Genomic DNA, 19,304 nt, shown 5'->3' with positions numbered 1-19,304 from the left:
CCTTTTTGAATTCCATTTAGCTATATATATAGTATTCATTGAATTAAAAAAGGACACAAAATAACCCTATCTAAAAGATAGGGTTATACATTGACTATTGCCTCCATGACAATCTTAGATTTTCCGCCTACTTTCACAATGTATTTATTATTTATATTTTCAATACTACAATAAATGGCACTCGGCCTATTCATAGTTTCTCCTTGTATAGATATTATTTCATCTTTTTCTAACAATCCATTTTTCTTTAAATAATATATAAGAGCTCCATTAGATGTCCCTGTAGCTGCTTCTTCATTTATTCCTACAGCAGGTGCAAAATTTCTGGTATAAACTACATCCGAATCATCATTTGGGAGATAAAAGGCATGAACCCCTATTACATTTAATTTTTTTGAAACCTTTTCTAGTTTCTCAAAATCAACGGAAAGATTATAAAGAATATCCTTGTTTTTTATGGGAAGTATTATATCTGGCAGTCCTGTTGATATTATTTCTGGATAAATAAATTTTTCTCCTATTCCTAAATCTTCTTCTCCTATTCTAAAGGATTCAAGAATTGGTTTTATGCTTTCAATTCTACCTAAAGATTTAGGCTCTCCTTGCTCCATAAGAACTTTATCTACTTGACAATTTTTATAATATATCTCCACTGAAAGTCTACCTGCTTTAGTTTCCTGATATAACTTTCTTATTCCGTTATCTATAGGCATTATATATTGCTTTTGTGCTAATAGATAAAATGAAGCTATTGTAGCATGACCGCAAAGGTCTACTTCACATCTTGGAGTGAAAAATCTGACCTTAAAATTCTCCTTGTCCAATTCTTCAATAAAAGCGGTTTCAGAAAGATTCATTTCTCTTGCAATGTTTTGCATATCAACATCAGTTAAATTTCTAGCATCAGGAACCACTCCTGCAGGGTTGCCCCCAAAAGTGCTCTCAGTAAAAGCATCTACTTGATATATATTAAGTTCCATTTTCTCACCTCTGTTTTTTAGCCAAATCAAAAATGTTTCACGTGAAACATTTTTGTTAAACATTATTTGTTCATTATGGTTTCCAAAATTCTCTCCAAGTCCTCATCACCATAATACTCTATTTCAATTTTCCCTTTGTTTTTCCCTTCGGCAATTTGAACTTTTGTTCCTAAATATGCCATGAGTTCTTCTTCTAAATTTAAAATTATAGGATCTCTATATGTTTCTTTGCTTTTATTTTGTAAGTGTTTTTTAGATTTTTTCATGTTTTTGGCCAATTCTTCTGTATCTCTAACATTAAGTTTTTTATTTATTATCTCATTTGCAATCTTTGCTCTCTCATTTTCATCTCCTATAGACAAAAGTGCTCTGCCATGTCCACTAGAAAGACTTCCTTCTTCTATATAATCTAAAGTTTTTTTATCTAAATTTAGCAATCTTATAGAATTAGCAATATATGATCTACTCTTCCCAACTATTTGAGATACTTCTTCTTGTGTCAAATTGTAATTATCCATCAATTCTCTAAAAGCTTTTGCTTCTTCTATTGGATTTAAATCTTCTCTTTGAATATTCTCTATCAAAGCCATTTTTATAGATTCAAATTCTTCTACATCTTTTACCAAACATGGAACTTCTTCTAAGCCAGCTATTTTAGATGCTCTCCATCTTCTTTCTCCCGCTATAATTTCATAATTCTTCCCAATCTTTCTAACTATAATAGGTTGTATAACACCATAAGTTTTTATAGAATCAGACAATTCTTTTAAAGATTTTTCATCAAATTCTTTTCTAGGTTGATTTTTGTTAGGTTTTATTTGAGATATATCAATACTCAATATATTGTCTTTTTCTTCATCAAAATTGATAAAATCTTCTATAGGTTCATCTGGTATTAGTGCAGACAGTCCCTTTCCAAGCCCTTTTTTCTTAGCTACCATTTAAAATTCCCCCTCAGACCACTCTAAAAACTCTTCTGCCAACTCTTCATAGGCTTCAGCCCCTTTTGATTTTGGATCATAATCCATGACTGAAAGTCCATGACTTGGAGCCTCCGCTAATCTAACATTTCTAGGAATTATGGTTCCATATACTTTCCCTCTAAAATACTTTTTTACTTCATCTACTACTTGAATGGATAAGTTTGTCCTTCCATCAAACATACTTAAAACTACACCTTCAACTTCTAAACTTTTATTCAAACTTCTCTTCACCAATTTTATTGTATCCATTAGTTGACTTACTCCTTCAAGAGCATAGTATTCACATTGGATAGGTATTAAAACACTATCAGAAGCCGTGAGAGCGTTTATACTAAGTATTCCTAAAGAAGGTGGACAATCAATAAAAATATAATCGTATTCGTATTTTATATTTTCTAATGCATTTTTTAACCTGGTTTCTCTATAATCAAGTACTATAAGTTCTACTTCGGCTCCTGCCAACTCTACATTTGAAGGGATTAAAAACACATTTTTAGAACTAGTTTCTACAACTGTATTGGCAGTAGACATTTCATTTACAAGTATATCATATATCGAAGAATTTAGTTGTCTTTTATCTATTCCTAATCCACTAGTAGTATTTCCTTGAGGATCTACATCTACTATCAAAATTTTTTTGTCTTTTTTGCCTAAAGCAGCACTTAAATTTATAACCGTTGTAGTTTTTCCTACACCACCTTTTTGATTAAATATTGAAATTACTTTAGTCATTTTTCTCACTCCCAAATACTATTATACTTCTATTATACATTAAATAAATAATATAGTAGAACAAAAAAAATAGTAGGTAATATTACCTACTAAAAATATGAAGTGAGAAAATGACTATCTTTTTGGAATTTTAACAACTACTTCTACATAATCTCCCATATCTTTTTCTGCATATTTTGCTTCAACGCCACTATCTAATATGGCATTGTAAGCATTTTTCAATGTATTTAAATAAATTTTGAAATTTATATGTCCTTTTATATTTTGACTTATTTCAGGTTCATCTTTTTTTATTAAATTATCTAGCATATCATCTATCATTTTTTCTGTTTTTTTAACTGTAAAATCATTATTTATAATCTTTTCTAGTGCTTTTCTTTTTAATTCATCATCTGGAAGTTTTAAAAGAGCTCTAGCATGCCTTTCTGACAATTGATTTTCTACCAAGGTCTTTTTCACATCTTCAGGCAATTTCAATATTCTCAATTTATTTGCAATAGTAGATTGACTTTTTCCAAGTTTTTCTGCCAATTCCTGCTGTGTAAATCCATGATCATTTATCAAATTGTAGTATCCTTCAGCTTCTTCTATATAGCTTAAATTTTCCCTTTGTAGATTTTCTATTAAAGCAACCATAGCTGAGTCCTTATCTTTATAATCTACTATGATTGCAGGTATCTCATCTAACTCAGCTATTTCAGAAGCTCTAAGCCTTCTTTCCCCTGCTATGAGTTCATAACTTTCATTGCACAATTTTCTAACACTTATTGGTTGTATGAGACCGTAGGTTTTTATAGATTGACTTAGTTCTTCTAGGGCTCGTCTATTAAAATCTTTTCTAGGTTGATAAGGATTAGGCTTTATAGATTTTATAGGTATATATTTAATTTCCGTTTGTATATTCTTCATCCTTTATCCCTCTCCTCTTGGACTTTGACTTACTTATTATTAATATTCTATAGAATTTTAAATCTTCCTTCTTATTTTTCAATAAATCGTTCAACATTATTGTATAGATTACAACGGATTTTTCTTAGGTTTGCCAGCTTGTCTAGGATATTTTGTCGGAGTTTTGCTTATCTTTTCTATAATTATCAAACTATGTATTATATTACTGTTGGGAATTTCTACTAATACTTTATCTTTTATTTCTCCCCCCAATATCTTCAAGGCTTTTTTCGAATTTTCTATTTCCTCTTCTACATCTTTTCCTTTCATAGCTATAAAACATCCTCCTACTTTAACAAAAGGCAAACAGTATTCACATAGAATATTTAGTGGTGCTACAGCTCTTGAAATAGCTACATCAAACACTTCTCTATACATTTTATCTTTCCCAAAATCTTCAGCTCTTCCATGAATGGTACTTATATTTTTAAGTTCTAATTTGTCTATGACTTCATTTAAAAACATAATTCTTTTATTTAAACTATCAAGCAATACCATGTCCACATTGTTTTTAACTATTTTTATTGGGATACCAGGAAATCCCCCACCAGTACCTATATCAATTACTTTTACGTTTTTTTCAAATAATTTTGTTTTTAAAGGAGTTAAACTATCTAAAAAATGTTTTATATCTATTTCTTCATCATCTTCTATAGAAGTTATATTTATCTTTTGATTCCAATCTAAAAGCAGTTCTTTATAAAGTATAAATTTATTTATATTTTCTTCATCTATATCTATATTCAGTTCTTTTGATCCTTCAATTAATGTTTTTACATCAGTCATTTTTGCCACTCCTAATTCTTCTTTTTTGTTCAAGATAAATTAAAAGTACATTTATATCTGCTGGTGAAACCCCAGATATTCTAGAAGCCTGACCTACAGAATATGGTCTTATATCATTTAACTTTTGTTTAGCTTCATTACTTAATCCTTTTACATCAACATAATCTATATCTTCAGGCAATTTCTTTTCTTCAAGTCTTTTAAATTCATCTATTTGAGCCATTTGCTTTTTTATATAGCCTTCATATTTTATTTGAATTTCTACTTGCATTCGTATCTCTCTCGGCAATTCTGCTCTTTCCTCATCTAATTCACTTACATTTTCATATCCTAATTCAGGCCTTTTTATTAAATCATACAAACTAATAGGAGTCTTTAACTCTGCACTTCCTAATTTTTTTAAAATATTATTTACTGTAGCTGTAGGAGTTATTTTAGTTTTTTTAAGTCTATTTAACTCTTTTTCTATCATTTCTTTTTTATATAATACTTTTCTGTATCTTTCCTCACTAGCTAATCCTATTTTATAACCTTTTTCAGTCAATCTCAAATCTGCATTGTCTTGTCTAAGTATAAGTCTATATTCAGCTCTTGAAGTCATCATTCTATAGGGTTCATTGGTACCTTTTGTCACTAAATCATCTATTAGAACTCCTATATAAGCTTCTGATCTATCTAATGTAAAGGGTTCTTTCCCTTTTATATTCTGTACTGCATTTATTCCAGCTATAAGGCCTTGAGCTGCTGCTTCTTCATAGCCTGAAGAGCCATTTATTTGCCCTGCAAAAAATAAATTTGATATTTCTTTGTACTCTAATGTACTTTTAAGTGTAGTTGGATCTATACAATCATATTCAATAGCATAAGCGTCTCTCATAAATTCAACATTTTCAAGACCTATTACAGTTCTATACATTTCCTTTTGTACTTCTTCAGGAAGTGCACTACTCATTCCTTGAACGTACATTTCTTTTGTATCCAATCCTTCTGGTTCTATAAATATCTGATGTTTTTCTTTATCACTAAATCTTACAACTTTGTCTTCTATAGATGGACAATACCTTGGTCCAATGCCTTCAATTACTCCAGCATACATAGGAGATCTATCTAAATTCTTTCTTATTATTTCATGTGTCTTTTCTGTTGTATAAGTTAAATAGCAAGGTACTTGTTCTACATCAAATTTTTTATCTATATTCAAAAAGGAAAAAGGTACTATTTCTTCATCGCCTGGTTGAACTTCCATGACATCAAAATTTATACTATCTCTATGAACTCTCGCTGGAGTACCAGTTTTGAATCTTCTAAGCTTTATCCCTATTTTTTTCAAAGCTTCCGACAATATATTTGAGGGAAACAAACCATTTGGTCCACTTTCAAAATTTACTTCCCCCATATATATTCTTCCTCTTAAATATGTGCCTGTACAAAGGATTACAGCCTTTCCATTGTAAATAGCTCCTGTTCTAGTTTCCACACCTTTTACTATATTGTCTTCTACAATTATCTCTACTACTTCTCCTTGTTGCAATGTCAAATTCTTTTCATCTTCAAGAACTTTTTTCATCTCTCTATGATATTTATTTTTATCAGCTTGAACCCTCAAAGAATGTACTGCTGGTCCCTTTGAGGTATTTAGCATCCTACTTTGTATAAATGATTTATCTATATTAATTGCCATTTCTCCGCCCAAAGCATCTATTTCCCTGACTAAATGACCTTTTCCTGTTCCACCAATATTGGGATTACATGGCATAAGAGCAATAGAATCCAAACTCATAGTTAGCATCAATGTTTTCATACCCATTCGTGCACTTGCTAGTGCTGCTTCACATCCTGCATGACCTGCTCCTATAACAATGACATCATAGTCTCCTCCTACGTATTTTTTAAGTTCCTTCATATTTCAAAAAATTCCTCCCATCTCAACTATTTACCTATACAAAATTCCGAAAAAATCTTATCCAATATATCTTCTGAAATTGTTTCTCCTGATATTTCTCCTAAATGGTTCCAACAATTTTTTACATCTACTTCTATACAGTCAAGAGGCACATTCATTTCAATCCCAGATATAACATCTATTATATTCTTTCTCGCTCTATTTAACATATCCTTATGTCTCATATTAGTCACAATAGCTTCACCAGATACTTCTACTTCTCCACTATAAAACATATCTACAATAGTTTTTTCTAATTCTTCAATTCCTTCACCCTTAGCTATAGATGTAAGAATTATCTTTTTATCTGGAATATATTTAGATAATTCATCCACATCATATTCATTAGGTAAATCAGTTTTATTTAAAAGTACAATTGATCTTTTTTCTTTAACTATATTTATAATATCTTCATCTTCCTTAGTCAATTTTCTTGAAGCATCAAATACTGCTATTACAAGATCGGCTTTTTCTACTACATTCCTAGCCTTATCAACTCCTAGTTTTTCAACCAAATCTTCTGTATCCCTAATTCCAGCTGTATCAATAACTTTCAAAGGTATCCCTTCTATATTCACATATTCTTCAATTATATCTCTTGTAGTACCAGGTATATCTGTCACTATAGCTCTATTTTCTCTAAGTATTGCATTAAGAAGAGATGATTTCCCAACATTAGGTTTTCCAAGTATTACAGTATTTAAACCTTCCCTAAGAATTTTGCCTCTTTCGGCTGTACTTAAAAGTTTATCTATTTCTTCCATTACTTTTTGTGAATCCTTAAGCAACTCGTCATATGTTACTTCTTCTATATCTTCTTCTGGAAAATCAATAGATACTTCAATATGAGCCAACATATTAAGCAGTGTATTTCTTATTTCATTTACTTTAGTTGAAATACTACCTTCAAGTTGACTTAAAGAAACATTATAACTTTTATCAGTTTTAGCTCTTATTAAATCTATTACAGCCTCTGCTTGAGACAAATCTAATCTACCATTCAAAAAAGCCCTCTTTGTAAATTCTCCAGGTTCAGCTAATCTAGCACCATTTTTTAATAAAATTTCCAATATCTTTTTTACAGCAATCATTCCACCGTGACAATATATTTCAACAATATCTTCCCTAGTATAAGTATGAGGTTCTTTCATATAAACTATCAACACCTCATCTACAATAGTTCCATCTTCTGGATTATATATATGGCCATAAGTAAGTCTTCTATTTACTGCTTCTTTAAAATTTTCTATGGTTTTGCCTTTAAAAACACTACTTGCTATACTTAATGATTCTTTTCCACTCATTCTAACTATGCCAATTCCTGCTTCTCCCATAGCTGTTGAAATAGCAGCAATAGTATCCAATTTATTTCACCTGCCTTAATATAATATAAACCCAGTATTATACTGGGTTTAGTTAGATTCTATTACGACTCTTCTATAAGGTTCTTCACCTTCACTGTGAGTTGTTACACCTTCAACATTTTGAAGTGCCGAATGAATAATTCTCCTCTCATAAGGATTCATAGGCTCAAGTCTCACAGGTCTTTTGCTGTATTTAGCTTTGTCAGCCATTTTATGAGCAAGTCTAATCAATGTTTCTTCTCTTTTCTTTCTATAACCTTTAGTATCTACCAATACCTTGATGTAATTCTCCCTATCTTTATTCACTATTAAACTCAATAAATATTGAACTGCATCTAAAGTATTTCCTCTTCTACCTATTAAAATACCCATATCTGTAGAACTTATATCATCTATATCAACATATAATGTAGAGTTCTTTCTCTTGACATTACTTCTTGCACTAATTCCCATACTATTCATAAGCATATCTACAAAGTTTTCTGCAATTTCTACAGGATCACTTACAACTGTAACTTTTACCTTGGCATCCTTAGCTCCAATAAGTCCAAACAAACCTTTACTTGGTTCTTCAACAATCTCAGTATATACATCTTCCCTGTCAACACCTAACTCTCTCACAGCTTCTTCAATAGCATCTTCTACCGTTTTAGATACTTTAACAACAGACCTCATGTCAGTTTTATTCCTCCTTAATCTTACCCAAAGACCTATTAGAAATTATTTGTTGTACTATTTGGAATATATTACTTACAACCCAATACAAAGCTAAACCAGCTGGAAAAGATCTAGCTGCCCACCATATCATAAATGGAAGAATAATATTCATAGTTTTTTGAGTGGCTTGAGTTTGAGGATCAACATTTTGACCAGTATTCATAGTTAAACTTGATATATAGGTTGTCACAGCTGCTATCAATGGCAATCCCCATAAATATGGATCAGGTTGTTCTAAATCAGCAATCCATAAAAATGTCTTGCTTAAAGCTGCATAAATTTCTTTACTTTTAAACACATAAGTTATAGGATCTCTTAATGCATTAAAAAATCCCAATATTATTGGCAATTGAATTATAAGGATTAGACAACCAGAAAATGGATTCACTTTGTTTTCTTTATACACCTGCATAGTTTTGGCTTGCATGGTCTGTGGGTCATTTTTATATTTATCTTGAATTTCTTTCACTTTTGGTTGAATATCTTGCATTTTTTTCATGGACTTTGTCTGACTAATTCCAATTGGAAGTAGTATAAATTTAAATATAATAGTAGTTATAATTATAGCAATAGCATAAAAAGAAATATATTTAGGTTCAGCACCAATTTTAGAAACCAAATCATATACAAGTTTCAAAAGTGCACCTAAAGGTTTTGCAAAAAAATTTGACATTCATTAACCCCCTATCACTTTACCGGATCATATCCTCCAGGATTAAATGGATTACATCTCAGTATTCTTTTAAAACCCATTAATCCACCTTTAAAAAAACCATACTTTTCAATAGCTTCAATAGCATATTCTGAGCAAGTTGGATAAAATCGACAGCTTCTATATGGAATAAGATATCTTGAAATAGTATTTTGATAAATTTTTATTAGCATTATCGCCACTTTTTTCACTTTTTTCACCTATTCCTTCAACAAATGAGCAATCTTTAAAAGATGAAGCATTGCACTTTCAATTTCATCATAGGTAGACTCTTTAGCTATCTTTTTTGGTAAATATATTAAATCATAACCTGTCTTTATTTTACAAGAATTCAATCTATAAACTTCTCTCATTCTTCTCTTCACTCTATTTCTCTCTACACTATTTCCAATCTTTTTAGTCACAGAAAAACCAATCCTATTGTATTCCAATCCATTTTTACAAATGTAGAGAACCATTAACCGATTTCCATAACTTTTTCCCTTGCTATAAACTCTTTTAAATTGAATATTACTTCTTAATTTGTACTTCTTATCCATTGCAATGCTCCTTAAATCAGTTTAAATGCCACATGTAAATAAAAGGCCACCTATCTGCGGCCTTATGCTGTCAATCTTTTTCTGCCTTTTCTTCTTCTTCTTCTTATAACTTCTCTACCTTGTTTAGTGCTCATTCTTTTTCTAAAACCATGTTCTTTACTTCTTTGTCTCTTTTTTGGTTGATAAGTCATTTTCATAATCTACACCCCTCCTCCATCTATATAAATAGAAATATGTGAAAGTCAAGTGTTTTCTCTATATAGAAAACGTAAATACTACTATTGATTATAGTTGTAGCTACAATTAATGTCAAGAATTTTAGCTCATATAAAAAATAACAAAATAAAAATCAACAGCTTGTTTTTATTGTGGATAACTTTATATTTTTCATTGATACTTATCCACTTTTTTGATATCATTAAAAGGGAGTGTGAATTAAAAAAAAATTTATCAACTTTTCCACACTTATTCACAATTTGTGGATAGTTTGTGGATAGTTTATATGTTTTTTTATTTTAAATCTTTTAAAACTTGCTATTTTCAAAATCTTTATCCACATATTTTTATTTTAACATCTTGTGGATAAATAAAAAATATATACTTTTTATTTAATATTCACATTTTATCAATAGCTTATCCACAAAAATTTTTTTTATGATTCATTATAAAAAATAATTTCAAATACATAGTGTTTGTGGATAATTTTGTTGATAATTTTTTTATTTTAGTTATAAACATTTTATATTTGGCAATAATTTCTTAATAAATAGGAGGGTTGAAATGAATTCTAATTTAGAAAGTATTTGGAATGATACTTTAAAAATAATAAAAGTAGAAATGACAGAAGTCAGTTTTAATACTTGGCTTAAATCAACTGAACCTGTTTCTATTTCAGAAGACAATATTGTTCTAGCTGCTCCAAATGAATTTACAAAGAGTATATTGGAAGGAAGATACGTAAATCTCATAAAAAACGCAATAAAACAAGTTACAGACAATGACTACAATATACAATTTATAATTCCAGGAGAAGAAATATCTACAAATATAGGACAAACTTCTGTTATAGAGAATAATGACAATTCTAACAGAGGACAATTAAATCCCAAATATACCTTTGATACTTTTGTCATCGGCAATAGCAATAGATTTGCTCATGCTGCTAGTTTAGCAGTAGCTGAAGCTCCTGCCCAAGCATACAATCCATTATTTATATATGGAGGAGTAGGACTTGGAAAAACCCATTTAATGCATGCCATTGGACATTATATATTAAATCAAGATCCCCAATCCAAGGTCGTATATGTATCTAGTGAAAAATTCACCAATGAACTTATAAACTCTATTAGAGATGATAGAAATGATGAATTTAGAAACAGATATAGAAATGTAGATGTACTTTTAATTGATGATATTCAATTTATAGCTGGAAAAGAAAGAACTCAAGAAGAATTTTTCCATACATTTAATGCTCTCCATGAAGCAAATAAACAAATAATAATATCTAGTGATAGACCTCCAAAAGAAATACCTACATTAGAAGATAGACTTAGATCTCGTTTTGAATGGGGACTTATAGCAGATATACAACCACCAGATTTAGAAACTAGAATAGCAATTTTAAAGAAAAAAGCAAAAGTAGAAAATATAGATGTTGAAAATGATGTAATGCTATATATAGCTACAAAAATTCAATCAAATATAAGAGAACTTGAAGGAGCACTTATAAGAATTGTTGCATACTCTTCCTTAACCAACAAGAAAGTAACAGTAGAATTAGCAGAAGAAGCACTAAAAGATATTATTTCAAGTTCCAAGCCCAGAGAAATAACCGTAGATTTAATAAAAGAAACAGTTTCTAAAGAATTCAATATAAAAATAGAAGACTTCAATTCCAAAAAAAGAACTAGATCTATTGCACATCCCAGACAAGTAGCCATGTATTTATGTAGGGAACTGACAGATTTATCACTTCCAAAAATAGGGGATGAATTTGGAGGAAGAGATCATACCACTGTTATCCACGCTTGTGACAAGATATCAGCTGATATAAAAGCTGATCCAAACTTCAAAAGAAAAGTAGAAAATGTAATAAGTCAAATAAAAGGCGAATAATCAACAAAAAAATGTAGATAAGTTGTTCATAGAATGTGTATATATGCTGTTTTCAAAATAGCTTTTTTATTGTGGATAAATCTCATCTAAATAAAAAACTTATTAACATGTTATTAAATCGTTTAAATTTGTAAAATATAAGTTTTAAACACACTTATCCACATATAAACAGTCCCTACTACTATTACTAATGTATTTTAATCATTCTATCTCTCTATAAAGAACCAAAAAAAAGGAGGAATTTTCAATTGAGAATACAAATAGAACAAAGTAAATTAGCTAAATATGTAAATATAGTTCAAAAAGGTATTTCTAGCAAGACAACACTACCTATATTGGATGGAATCTTATTGGAAACAGTTGATGGAAAGCTTAAACTTACAGGTACGGATTTAGAAATAGGAATAGAATCTTATGTGGACGCAAATATATATGAAGAAGGTTCTATAGTTATAAATTCTAGATTGTTTGGAGATATAGTAAGAAAACTGCCAAATGATTTAATAGATATAAAAACAGATGAAAATAAAATAAATATAAGCTGTAGAAGTTCAGAATTCAATTTAATAGGCAATCCATCTATTGAATATCCTGAATTGCCTACATTGATAGATCAATTATCTATAAATATACCTAAAGATTTATTAAAGAATATCATAAGACAAACAGTTTTTGCTACAACTCAAGATGAAACAAGACCAATTCTTACAGGAGTATTGTTTGAAATAAATGGAAACAATGCTTCTTTTGTGGCACTTGATGGATATAGATTAGCTTTAAGAAATATTAAAGTGAATTCAAATGAGGATATGAAAGTAGTTGTTCCAGGAAAAACTTTAAATGAGTTAAACAAAATACTTGAAGATGAAGAAGATGATGTAAAAATTGTTTTAACTCCTGGACATATAGTTTTTGACTTAGGTGATACTGTGGTATTTTCAAGATTGTTGGAAGGTCAATTTTTAAACTATAGAGATATTATAAGAGAAGAGCATAAAACTAAAGTTAAAGTAAATAGAAAAGAACTTCAAGATAGTTTGGAAAGAGCTTCTCTTTTAGCTAAAGAAGAAAAAGCTAATCTTGTTAAGTTAAATTTAATTGAAGATAAAATTATAATAAAATCTAATTCTGAAATAGGAAATGTAAATGAGGAATTGCCTGTGGAAATAGATGGAGAAGATGTAAAAATTGCCTTTAATTCTAAATATATAATAGATGGTATAAAGGCCATAGATGCAGAAGAAGTAGAGATGTCTTTCATGGGTAGTTTAAATCCTTGTATTATTAAACCACTAGGAGAAGAAAATTATATTTATTTGGTATTGCCAGTAAGACTTGCTAAGGATGACTATTAGAAAGAAGGGGTTAAAGTATGAAAGAAATTAAAATTGATACTGAATATATAAAGCTCGATCAATTTTTAAAATATATAGGTGTAGTACAAACAGGAGGTCAAGGAAAGATATTGATAGAAGAAAAAAATGTTGAAATAAATGGAGAAGTGGTTACAGAAAGAGGAAAGAAAATAAGAAGAGGAGATAAAATAAAAATAAAAGGTGTAGATGATTTTGTTGTGATATAATATTATGGGCCTTGTTTAAGGAGTGTTATAATTGTATGTAGAGAGTATTAATCTCATAAATTTCAGAAATTATGTGAAAGTAGATGTAGATTTTAACAGCAGAGTCAATATATTTTTAGGCAAAAATGCACAGGGAAAGACAAATTTACTTGAATCTATATATATTTGTTCTTTTGGAAAATCTTTTCGTACCAATAGAGATAGAGATATGATAAATTTTAAAAAAGATAAATGTTATATAGGAGCTAAAACGGTTGGTAAAGATATAAATAAATTTATAGAAATAAAGATGGAAATAGATAAACCAAAAAGGATAAGAATAAATAAAATAGAACTTGAAAAAAATAGAGAACTTTTCAGTGGATTGAATGTGGTTATATTTTCTCCTGAAGACTTGAAAATAATAAAAGATGGACCTTATGAGAGAAGAAATTTTTTAGATAGAGAAATATCGCAATTAAAACCTGTATATAAATACAATTTAAACAGATATAATAAAATTCTTATTCAAAGAAATAATCTTTTAAAAAACACCAAAAATATTGAAGAAAATAGTCAATTAATTGAAATATTTGATTTTCAATTAGCTAAGATAGGTACAGATATTTTAATTGAAAGAGTTAAATTCACAGAAAAATTATCTATTATAGCAAATAGAATTCATAAAAGCATAACTAATGGAGAAGAGCAATTGTCATTAAATTATATGTCTAATGTAGATATAAATTCTAAAAATAAAAATTTAATTGAAAAAGATTTTAGAGAAAAACTAAAAAAGAACTTAAAAAGTGATGTATTTAGAGGAAATACAGAAACTGGACCTCACAGAGATGATATAGAAATATATATAAATGATATAGATTCTAAAATATTTGCTTCTCAAGGACAACAAAGAACAGCTATATTGTCTATGAAATTGGCAGAGATAGATCTTATACAAGATGAAAAAGGAGATTCTCCAGTATTACTATTAGATGATGTACTTTCAGAGCTTGATAGCAATAGAAGAAAATATTTGTTAGATACCTTCAAGGAATTACAAATTATAATTACTTCTACTGATACTATTGATTTAAAGGAATTTGAGGGACTTGATAAAAAGATTTTTTATATAGAAAATGGAAAAGTAATTTAAAAAAGGAGCTAGATACAATGTTTCTTCATATAGGAAAAAATTTAACTATACCTGTTAAAGAAATTGTTGCAATAATAGATTTTAAATCTGTTTTAGAATCAGAAGATACTAAAATATATATTGAAAACATAAAAAATAAAGGTTATTTATATAAAACTGATGATAAAGAAGTAAAAACCTATATTTTAACTCGTAGAGAAGAAAAAGATATAATTTATACATCAAGTATATCTTCATCTACTTTATTTAAGAGAAATAAAAACAACTTGAATTTTAAAACACAGATTGGAGGTACAAATTGATGGCCAAAGAAAACAACGGTAGAAAATATACAGCAGATCAAATTCAAGTACTTACAGGATTAGAACCAGTAAGACTTAGGCCAGGAATGTATATAGGAAGTACCGGACCTAAAGGCCTTCATCATTTAGTCTATGAAGTAGTAGATAATAGTATAGATGAGGCATTGGCTGGTGTATGTGATACTATTTTAGTTGCTATAAATGAAGATTCTTCTGTAACTGTAGAAGATAACGGAAGTGGTATTCCTGTTGAAGTTCACCCACAAACTGGAAAATCTACTGTAGAAACAGTTTTAACTATACTCCATGCTGGAGGAAAATTTAACAATGGAGCTTATAAAGTATCTGGAGGTCTTCATGGCGTAGGTATATCTGTAGTAAATGCTCTTTCACAATGGCTGGAAGTAAAAGTTAAAAGAAATGGGAAATTATATAGACAAAGATTTTCAAAGGGAGTAGCTACTACTGAATTGGAAATCATAGGAGAAGTAGCTGAAGATGAAACTGGAACTATTATTTCTTTTAAACCAGATGATGAAATATTTGATGAAGTTGATTTTAGTTTTGATACTCTTGAATTTAGACTTAGAGAAATGGCTTTTTTAAACAAAGGGATAAAAATTCAATTAGAAGATAAAAGAGATAATAAAAAAAGAGTATTTCATTATGAAGGTGGAATAAAAGCTTTTGTAGAGTATGTAAATAGAAATAAAACTCCTATTCATGAAAATATAATTTATTTTGAAGGTGAAAGAGATTCTTGTACTGTAGAATTAGCTATGCAGTATACAGATAGCTATTCAGAAAATATATTTACTTTTGCCAACAATATAAATACCCAAGAAGGTGGAAGTCACTTAAGTGGTTTTAAGTCTGCTCTTACAAGAGCTATAAATGATTATGGAAGAAAATACGGTTTTTTAAAGGAAAAAGATGAAAATCTTCAAGGTGAAGATGTAAGAGAAGGACTTTCAGCTGTTCTTTCAGTAAAACTTATGAATCCACAATTTGAAGGTCAAACTAAAACCAAACTTGGAAATAGTGAAATAAGAGGCATAGTAGATGGTTTAGTTTCTGAAAATCTAGAGAGATTTTTAGAAGAAAATCCTAAAGATGCAAAAATAATCATAGAAAAAGCTCTTAAAGCTTCTCATGCAAGAGAGGCTGCAAGAAAGGCCAGAGAATTAACTAGAAAGAGAAGTATATTAGATAATACAACTCTTCCTGGAAAATTGGCAGATTGTCAAGAAAATGATATAAATAAAACTGAAATTTTCATAGTCGAAGGGGATTCAGCTGGTGGAAGTGCAAAACAAGGAAGGGATAAAAAGTATCAAGCTATACTTCCGTTAAAAGGTAAAATAATGAATGTTGAAAAGGCTAGACTTGACAAGGTACTTGGCTATGAAGAAATAAAGGCTATGATTACTGCTTTTGGATGTGGTATTGGAAGTGAATTTAATATTGAAAAGTTAAGATATGGAAAGATAATTATCATGACAGATGCGGACGTAGATGGTGCTCATATTAGAACATTGTTGCTTACATTTTTCTTTAGATATATGAGACCTCTTCTTGAAGAAGGTCACATTTATATTGCACAACCACCACTATATAAAGTTACTAAGGGAAAAGAAATATATTATGCTTATAGTGACAATCAATTAGACAAGATAATGAATGAAATAGGAAGAGATAAAAATTATCCTGTTCAGAGATATAAAGGTCTTGGTGAAATGAATCCAGAACAGCTTTGGGAAACTACTATGGATCCAGAAAATAGGACTATACTTAGAGTCAATTTAGAAGATGCTATAGCGGCAGATGAAATTTTCACAATGCTTATGGGGGATAAAGTGAAACCTAGAAGAGAGTTTATACAGACAAATGCAAAACGTGTTAAGAATTTAGATATATAGAAAATTTAAAATTTATTTATGTACTGGATTTTAAGGAGGTTTATGATGGACAAGGAAGAAAACAAGATTATATCAGTAGATATTGAAGAAGAAATGAAAAAGTCCTATTTAGATTATGCAATGAGCGTTATAGTCAGTAGGGCACTTCCTGATGTTAGAGATGGACTTAAGCCTGTTCACAGAAGAATACTTTATGCTATGAATGAACTTGGTCTTTCTCCGGATAAACAGTATAGAAAGTCTGCAAGAGTTGTCGGTGACGTTTTAGGTAAGTATCATCCACATTCAGATACATCGGTATATGATGCTATGGTGAGACTTGCACAGGATTTTAATATAAGATACCCTCTTGTGGATGGTCATGGAAACTTTGGTTCTGTTGATGGTGATAGTGCTGCTGCTATGCGTTATACGGAAGTTAAAATGACAAAACTTGCTGTAGAAATGCTTAGAGATATAAATAAAGAAACAGTAGATTATAGGCCAAATTTTGATGAATCTTTAAAAGAACCTGTAGTGCTTCCAAGTAGATTTCCAAATCTATTGGTCAATGGATCTTCTGGAATTGCTGTAGGCATGGCTACAAATATTCCTCCTCACAATTTATGTGAAGTAATAGATGGAATTGTTGCTATGATAGATAATCCTGATATAGATGTAGAAAGTCTTATGAAAATCATAAAAGGGCCTGATTTTCCAACAGGAGCAATGATCATGGGAAAAGAAGGAATAAGATCTGCCTATAGAACAGGAAGAGGCAAAATAATTATAAGAGCTAAAGCAGAAATAGAAACAAATGAAAAAGGTAAAAACAAAATAATAGTTACAGAAATTCCATATCAGGTAAATAAAGCTAATCTCATTGTAAAAATAGCAGAATTAGTTAGGGATAAACGAATTGAAGGAATATCTGATTTAAGAGATGAAACTGATAGAGAAGGAATGAGAATAGTAATTGAGCTAAAAAGAGATGCAAACCCTAATGTAGTATTAAACAATTTATATAAACATACTCAAATGCAAGAAACCTTTGGTGTAATAATGCTTGCTTTAGTAAATGATGAACCTAAGATACTTAATTTAAGGCAAGTATTAAGACATTATTTAGATTATCAAAAAGAGATAATCATAAAAAGAACTCAATATGATTTAAAGAAAGCTGAAGAAAGAGCACATATATTAGAAGGGCTTAGAATTGCTCTTGATCATATAGATGAAGTGATAAATATCATAAGAAGTTCAAAAGAAGAAAGTATCGCAAGAGAAAAACTTGTTTCTAATTTTGGACTTTCTGAAAAACAAGCTCAAGCTATTCTTGATATGAGACTTAGAAGACTTACAGGATTAGAGCGAGAAAAAATTGAAGGGGAATATGCAGAACTGATAAAAGAGATAAATAAATTTAAAGAAATTCTTGCCAATGATAGATTGATATATCAGATAATAAGAGAAGAATTATTGGATATAAAAGATAAATATGGAGATGAAAGAAGAACAGTTATCATGCCATCTCAAGATGAGATTAATATTGAAGATATGATTGAGGAAGAAGATGTAGTTATTACATTAACTCATTTTGGATATATAAAGAGATTACCTGAAGATACCTATAAGATTCAAAAAAGAGGTGGGCGTGGAATCACAGCTATAACCACAAGAGAAGAAGATTTTGTTGAACATTTATTTATAACTTCAACTCATGATACTATCCTTTTCTTTACCAATGAAGGAAGAGTATTTGCTTTAAAAGCATATGAAATACCAGAAGGAAAAAGGCAATCTAAAGGTATGGCTATAATTAATTTGTTAAATTTAAGTGGAAGTGAAAAGATAAATGCAGTCATACCGATAAAAGAATATGATCCAGAAAGTAATTTGGTATTTGTTACTAAAAAAGGAATTGTTAAAAAGACGAGATTTGAACAATTTAAAAATATAAGAAAAAATGGTCTTATAGCAATTACTCTAAAGGAAGATGATGAGCTTATTAGTGTGAGAAAGACTCATGGAAACAGAGAATTCATACTTGTAACTAAAGATGGAATGTCAATAAGATTCCATGAAAAAGATGTTCGTGAAATGGGAAGAACAGCTACTGGAGTTAAAGCTATAAAATTAAATGAGGGAGATCAAGTAGTAGGAATGGACCTAGTAGAAGAAGGTAAATATTTGTTGGTTGTAAGTGAAAATGGATATGGAAAGAGGACTTCTCTTGAAGAATACAAAACTCAAACTAGAGGAGGAAAAGGAATAAAAACCTATCATGTAAAAGATAAAACTGGTCCATTAGTTTCTGCAAAAGTAGTAGATATAAGCGATGAACTAATGCTTATATCAATGGCAGGTGTAATTATAAGACTTAGTGTTGAAGATATTTCAGAAATGGGGAGAAATACCCAAGGTGTGACTTTAATGAGAATTGAAGGGGAAGATAAAGTAGTGGCTGTAGCTAAATATATTGGAGAATAGAAAAAATCCTCATATTGAAAAATATGAGGATTTTTTTCCATGAGAAAACCTAGTGAATTACTTTACTTTATTTCCAAAT

At 29.6% G+C, this 19,304-nt stretch carries 19 protein-coding genes; 7 read left to right on the top strand and 12 right to left on the bottom strand.

Annotated features, from left to right (window positions below; all coding sequences use genetic code 11):
- Window positions 1-83: 83 nt before the first annotated feature.
- The 12 genes from ACFWUA_RS04945 to rpmH all read right to left on the bottom strand — a co-directional run bounded on the left by ACFWUA_RS04945 (window position 84) and on the right by rpmH (window position 9,900).
- Window positions 84-980 carry a PhzF family phenazine biosynthesis protein gene (locus tag ACFWUA_RS04945; protein WP_416199044.1) on the bottom strand — a complete coding sequence of 299 codons (897 nt, stop codon included), beginning with the start codon at window positions 978-980 and terminating at the stop codon, window positions 84-86.
- A 62-nt stretch (window positions 981-1,042) separates the two neighbouring features.
- A complete protein-coding gene (locus ACFWUA_RS04940; RefSeq protein WP_416199043.1) occupies window positions 1,043-1,921 on the bottom strand; it encodes a ParB/RepB/Spo0J family partition protein in 879 nt (292 codons plus the stop codon).
- The gene (locus ACFWUA_RS04935) at window positions 1,922-2,695 is read right to left on the bottom strand and encodes a ParA family protein (RefSeq protein WP_416199042.1); all 774 of its coding nucleotides are present in this window, start codon (window positions 2,693-2,695) and stop codon (window positions 1,922-1,924) included. It lies immediately after the preceding gene.
- Window positions 2,696-2,809: 114 nt separating this feature from the next.
- Complete coding sequence (gene noc, locus ACFWUA_RS04930; RefSeq protein ID WP_416199041.1) at window positions 2,810-3,604, bottom strand: nucleoid occlusion protein; 795 nt, start codon at window positions 3,602-3,604, stop codon at window positions 2,810-2,812.
- 108 nt (window positions 3,605-3,712) lie between these two features.
- Window positions 3,713-4,429 carry a 16S rRNA (guanine(527)-N(7))-methyltransferase RsmG gene (gene rsmG / locus ACFWUA_RS04925; RefSeq protein ID WP_416199040.1) on the bottom strand — a complete coding sequence of 239 codons (717 nt, stop codon included), beginning with the start codon at window positions 4,427-4,429 and terminating at the stop codon, window positions 3,713-3,715.
- Window positions 4,422-6,332, bottom strand: a complete 1,911-nt coding sequence (gene mnmG / locus ACFWUA_RS04920; RefSeq protein ID WP_416199039.1) for a tRNA uridine-5-carboxymethylaminomethyl(34) synthesis enzyme MnmG — start codon at window positions 6,330-6,332, stop codon at window positions 4,422-4,424. The genes rsmG and mnmG overlap by 8 nt, the downstream gene beginning before the upstream one ends.
- A 26-nt stretch (window positions 6,333-6,358) precedes the next feature.
- Window positions 6,359-7,735 carry a tRNA uridine-5-carboxymethylaminomethyl(34) synthesis GTPase MnmE gene (mnmE, locus tag ACFWUA_RS04915; RefSeq protein WP_416199038.1) on the bottom strand — a complete coding sequence of 459 codons (1,377 nt, stop codon included), beginning with the start codon at window positions 7,733-7,735 and terminating at the stop codon, window positions 6,359-6,361.
- 48 nt (window positions 7,736-7,783) lie between these two features.
- Complete coding sequence (gene jag / locus ACFWUA_RS04910) at window positions 7,784-8,410, bottom strand: RNA-binding cell elongation regulator Jag/EloR (protein WP_416199037.1); 627 nt, start codon at window positions 8,408-8,410, stop codon at window positions 7,784-7,786.
- A gap of 7 nt (window positions 8,411-8,417) precedes the next feature.
- Entirely contained in the window at window positions 8,418-9,125 is a 708-nt protein-coding gene (locus tag ACFWUA_RS04905; protein WP_416199036.1) for a YidC/Oxa1 family membrane protein insertase, read from the bottom strand.
- Window positions 9,126-9,139: 14 nt separating this feature from the next.
- Entirely contained in the window at window positions 9,140-9,364 is a 225-nt protein-coding gene (yidD, locus tag ACFWUA_RS04900; RefSeq protein WP_416199035.1) for a membrane protein insertion efficiency factor YidD, read from the bottom strand.
- The gene (gene rnpA / locus ACFWUA_RS04895; RefSeq protein WP_416199034.1) at window positions 9,365-9,703 is read right to left on the bottom strand and encodes a ribonuclease P protein component; all 339 of its coding nucleotides are present in this window, start codon (window positions 9,701-9,703) and stop codon (window positions 9,365-9,367) included.
- 62 nt (window positions 9,704-9,765) lie between these two features.
- A complete protein-coding gene (gene rpmH, locus ACFWUA_RS04890; RefSeq protein WP_416199033.1) occupies window positions 9,766-9,900 on the bottom strand; it encodes a 50S ribosomal protein L34 in 135 nt (44 codons plus the stop codon).
- Window positions 9,901-10,483: 583 nt separating this feature from the next.
- On the opposite strand from rpmH, the gene dnaA reads away from it, so the two are divergent.
- The 7 genes from dnaA (at window position 10,484) to gyrA (ending at window position 19,225) form a co-directional block, all read left to right on the top strand.
- On the top strand, window positions 10,484-11,818 hold the full coding sequence (dnaA, locus tag ACFWUA_RS04885) for a chromosomal replication initiator protein DnaA (RefSeq protein WP_416199032.1): 1,335 nt from the start codon (window positions 10,484-10,486) through the stop codon (window positions 11,816-11,818).
- 248 nt (window positions 11,819-12,066) lie between these two features.
- Window positions 12,067-13,173 carry a DNA polymerase III subunit beta gene (dnaN, locus tag ACFWUA_RS04880; RefSeq protein ID WP_416199031.1) on the top strand — a complete coding sequence of 369 codons (1,107 nt, stop codon included), beginning with the start codon at window positions 12,067-12,069 and terminating at the stop codon, window positions 13,171-13,173.
- Between the two features lie 17 nt (window positions 13,174-13,190).
- Complete coding sequence (locus tag ACFWUA_RS04875; RefSeq protein WP_416199030.1) at window positions 13,191-13,400, top strand: RNA-binding S4 domain-containing protein; 210 nt, start codon at window positions 13,191-13,193, stop codon at window positions 13,398-13,400.
- 31 nt (window positions 13,401-13,431) lie between these two features.
- Window positions 13,432-14,535 (top strand): DNA replication/repair protein RecF, encoded by a 1,104-nt coding sequence (gene recF, locus ACFWUA_RS04870; RefSeq protein ID WP_416199029.1) that lies wholly within the window; start codon window positions 13,432-13,434, stop codon window positions 14,533-14,535.
- A 17-nt stretch (window positions 14,536-14,552) separates the two neighbouring features.
- On the top strand, window positions 14,553-14,837 hold the full coding sequence (remB, locus tag ACFWUA_RS04865; RefSeq protein ID WP_416199028.1) for an extracellular matrix regulator RemB: 285 nt from the start codon (window positions 14,553-14,555) through the stop codon (window positions 14,835-14,837).
- Window positions 14,837-16,756: a DNA topoisomerase (ATP-hydrolyzing) subunit B gene (gyrB, locus tag ACFWUA_RS04860; RefSeq protein ID WP_416199174.1), complete on the top strand. Its 1,920-nt coding sequence runs from the start codon at window positions 14,837-14,839 to the stop codon at window positions 16,754-16,756. The genes remB and gyrB overlap by 1 nt, the downstream gene beginning before the upstream one ends.
- Before the next feature lie 45 nt (window positions 16,757-16,801).
- Window positions 16,802-19,225, top strand: coding sequence for a DNA gyrase subunit A (gyrA, locus tag ACFWUA_RS04855; RefSeq protein ID WP_416199027.1), 2,424 nt, complete (start codon window positions 16,802-16,804; stop codon window positions 19,223-19,225).
- The last annotated feature ends 79 nt before the right edge of the window (window positions 19,226-19,304 follow it).

This window comes from Sporanaerobacter sp. (genome assembly GCF_047830725.1).
Classification (GTDB): Bacteria; Bacillota; Clostridia; order Tissierellales; family Sporanaerobacteraceae; genus Sporanaerobacter.
This window is presented reverse-complemented; position numbering and strand designations above follow the sequence as displayed.

Bases quoted from the DNA above. Each gene is read 5' to 3' on its own strand.
- ACFWUA_RS04945 (WP_416199044.1), bottom strand. From the start codon at position 980: ATGGAACTTAATATATATCAAGTAGATGCTTTTACTGAGAGCACTTTT.
- ACFWUA_RS04940 (WP_416199043.1), bottom strand. From the start codon at position 1,921: ATGGTAGCTAAGAAAAAAGGGCTTGGAAAGGGACTGTCTGCACTAATA.
- ACFWUA_RS04935 (WP_416199042.1), bottom strand. From the start codon at position 2,695: ATGACTAAAGTAATTTCAATATTTAATCAAAAAGGTGGTGTAGGAAAA.
- noc (WP_416199041.1), bottom strand. From the start codon at position 3,604: ATGAAGAATATACAAACGGAAATTAAATATATACCTATAAAATCTATA.
- rsmG (WP_416199040.1), bottom strand. From the start codon at position 4,429: ATGACTGATGTAAAAACATTAATTGAAGGATCAAAAGAACTGAATATA.
- mnmG (WP_416199039.1), bottom strand. From the start codon at position 6,332: ATGAAGGAACTTAAAAAATACGTAGGAGGAGACTATGATGTCATTGTT.
- jag (WP_416199037.1), bottom strand. From the start codon at position 8,410: ATGAGGTCTGTTGTTAAAGTATCTAAAACGGTAGAAGATGCTATTGAA.
- ACFWUA_RS04905 (WP_416199036.1), bottom strand. From the start codon at position 9,125: ATGTCAAATTTTTTTGCAAAACCTTTAGGTGCACTTTTGAAACTTGTA.
- rnpA (WP_416199034.1), bottom strand. From the start codon at position 9,703: ATGGATAAGAAGTACAAATTAAGAAGTAATATTCAATTTAAAAGAGTT.
- rpmH (WP_416199033.1), bottom strand. From the start codon at position 9,900: ATGAAAATGACTTATCAACCAAAAAAGAGACAAAGAAGTAAAGAACAT.
- dnaA (WP_416199032.1), top strand. From the start codon at position 10,484: ATGAATTCTAATTTAGAAAGTATTTGGAATGATACTTTAAAAATAATA.
- ACFWUA_RS04875 (WP_416199030.1), top strand. From the start codon at position 13,191: ATGAAAGAAATTAAAATTGATACTGAATATATAAAGCTCGATCAATTT.
- remB (WP_416199028.1), top strand. From the start codon at position 14,553: ATGTTTCTTCATATAGGAAAAAATTTAACTATACCTGTTAAAGAAATT.
- gyrB (WP_416199174.1), top strand. From the start codon at position 14,837: ATGGCCAAAGAAAACAACGGTAGAAAATATACAGCAGATCAAATTCAA.
- gyrA (WP_416199027.1), top strand. From the start codon at position 16,802: ATGGACAAGGAAGAAAACAAGATTATATCAGTAGATATTGAAGAAGAA.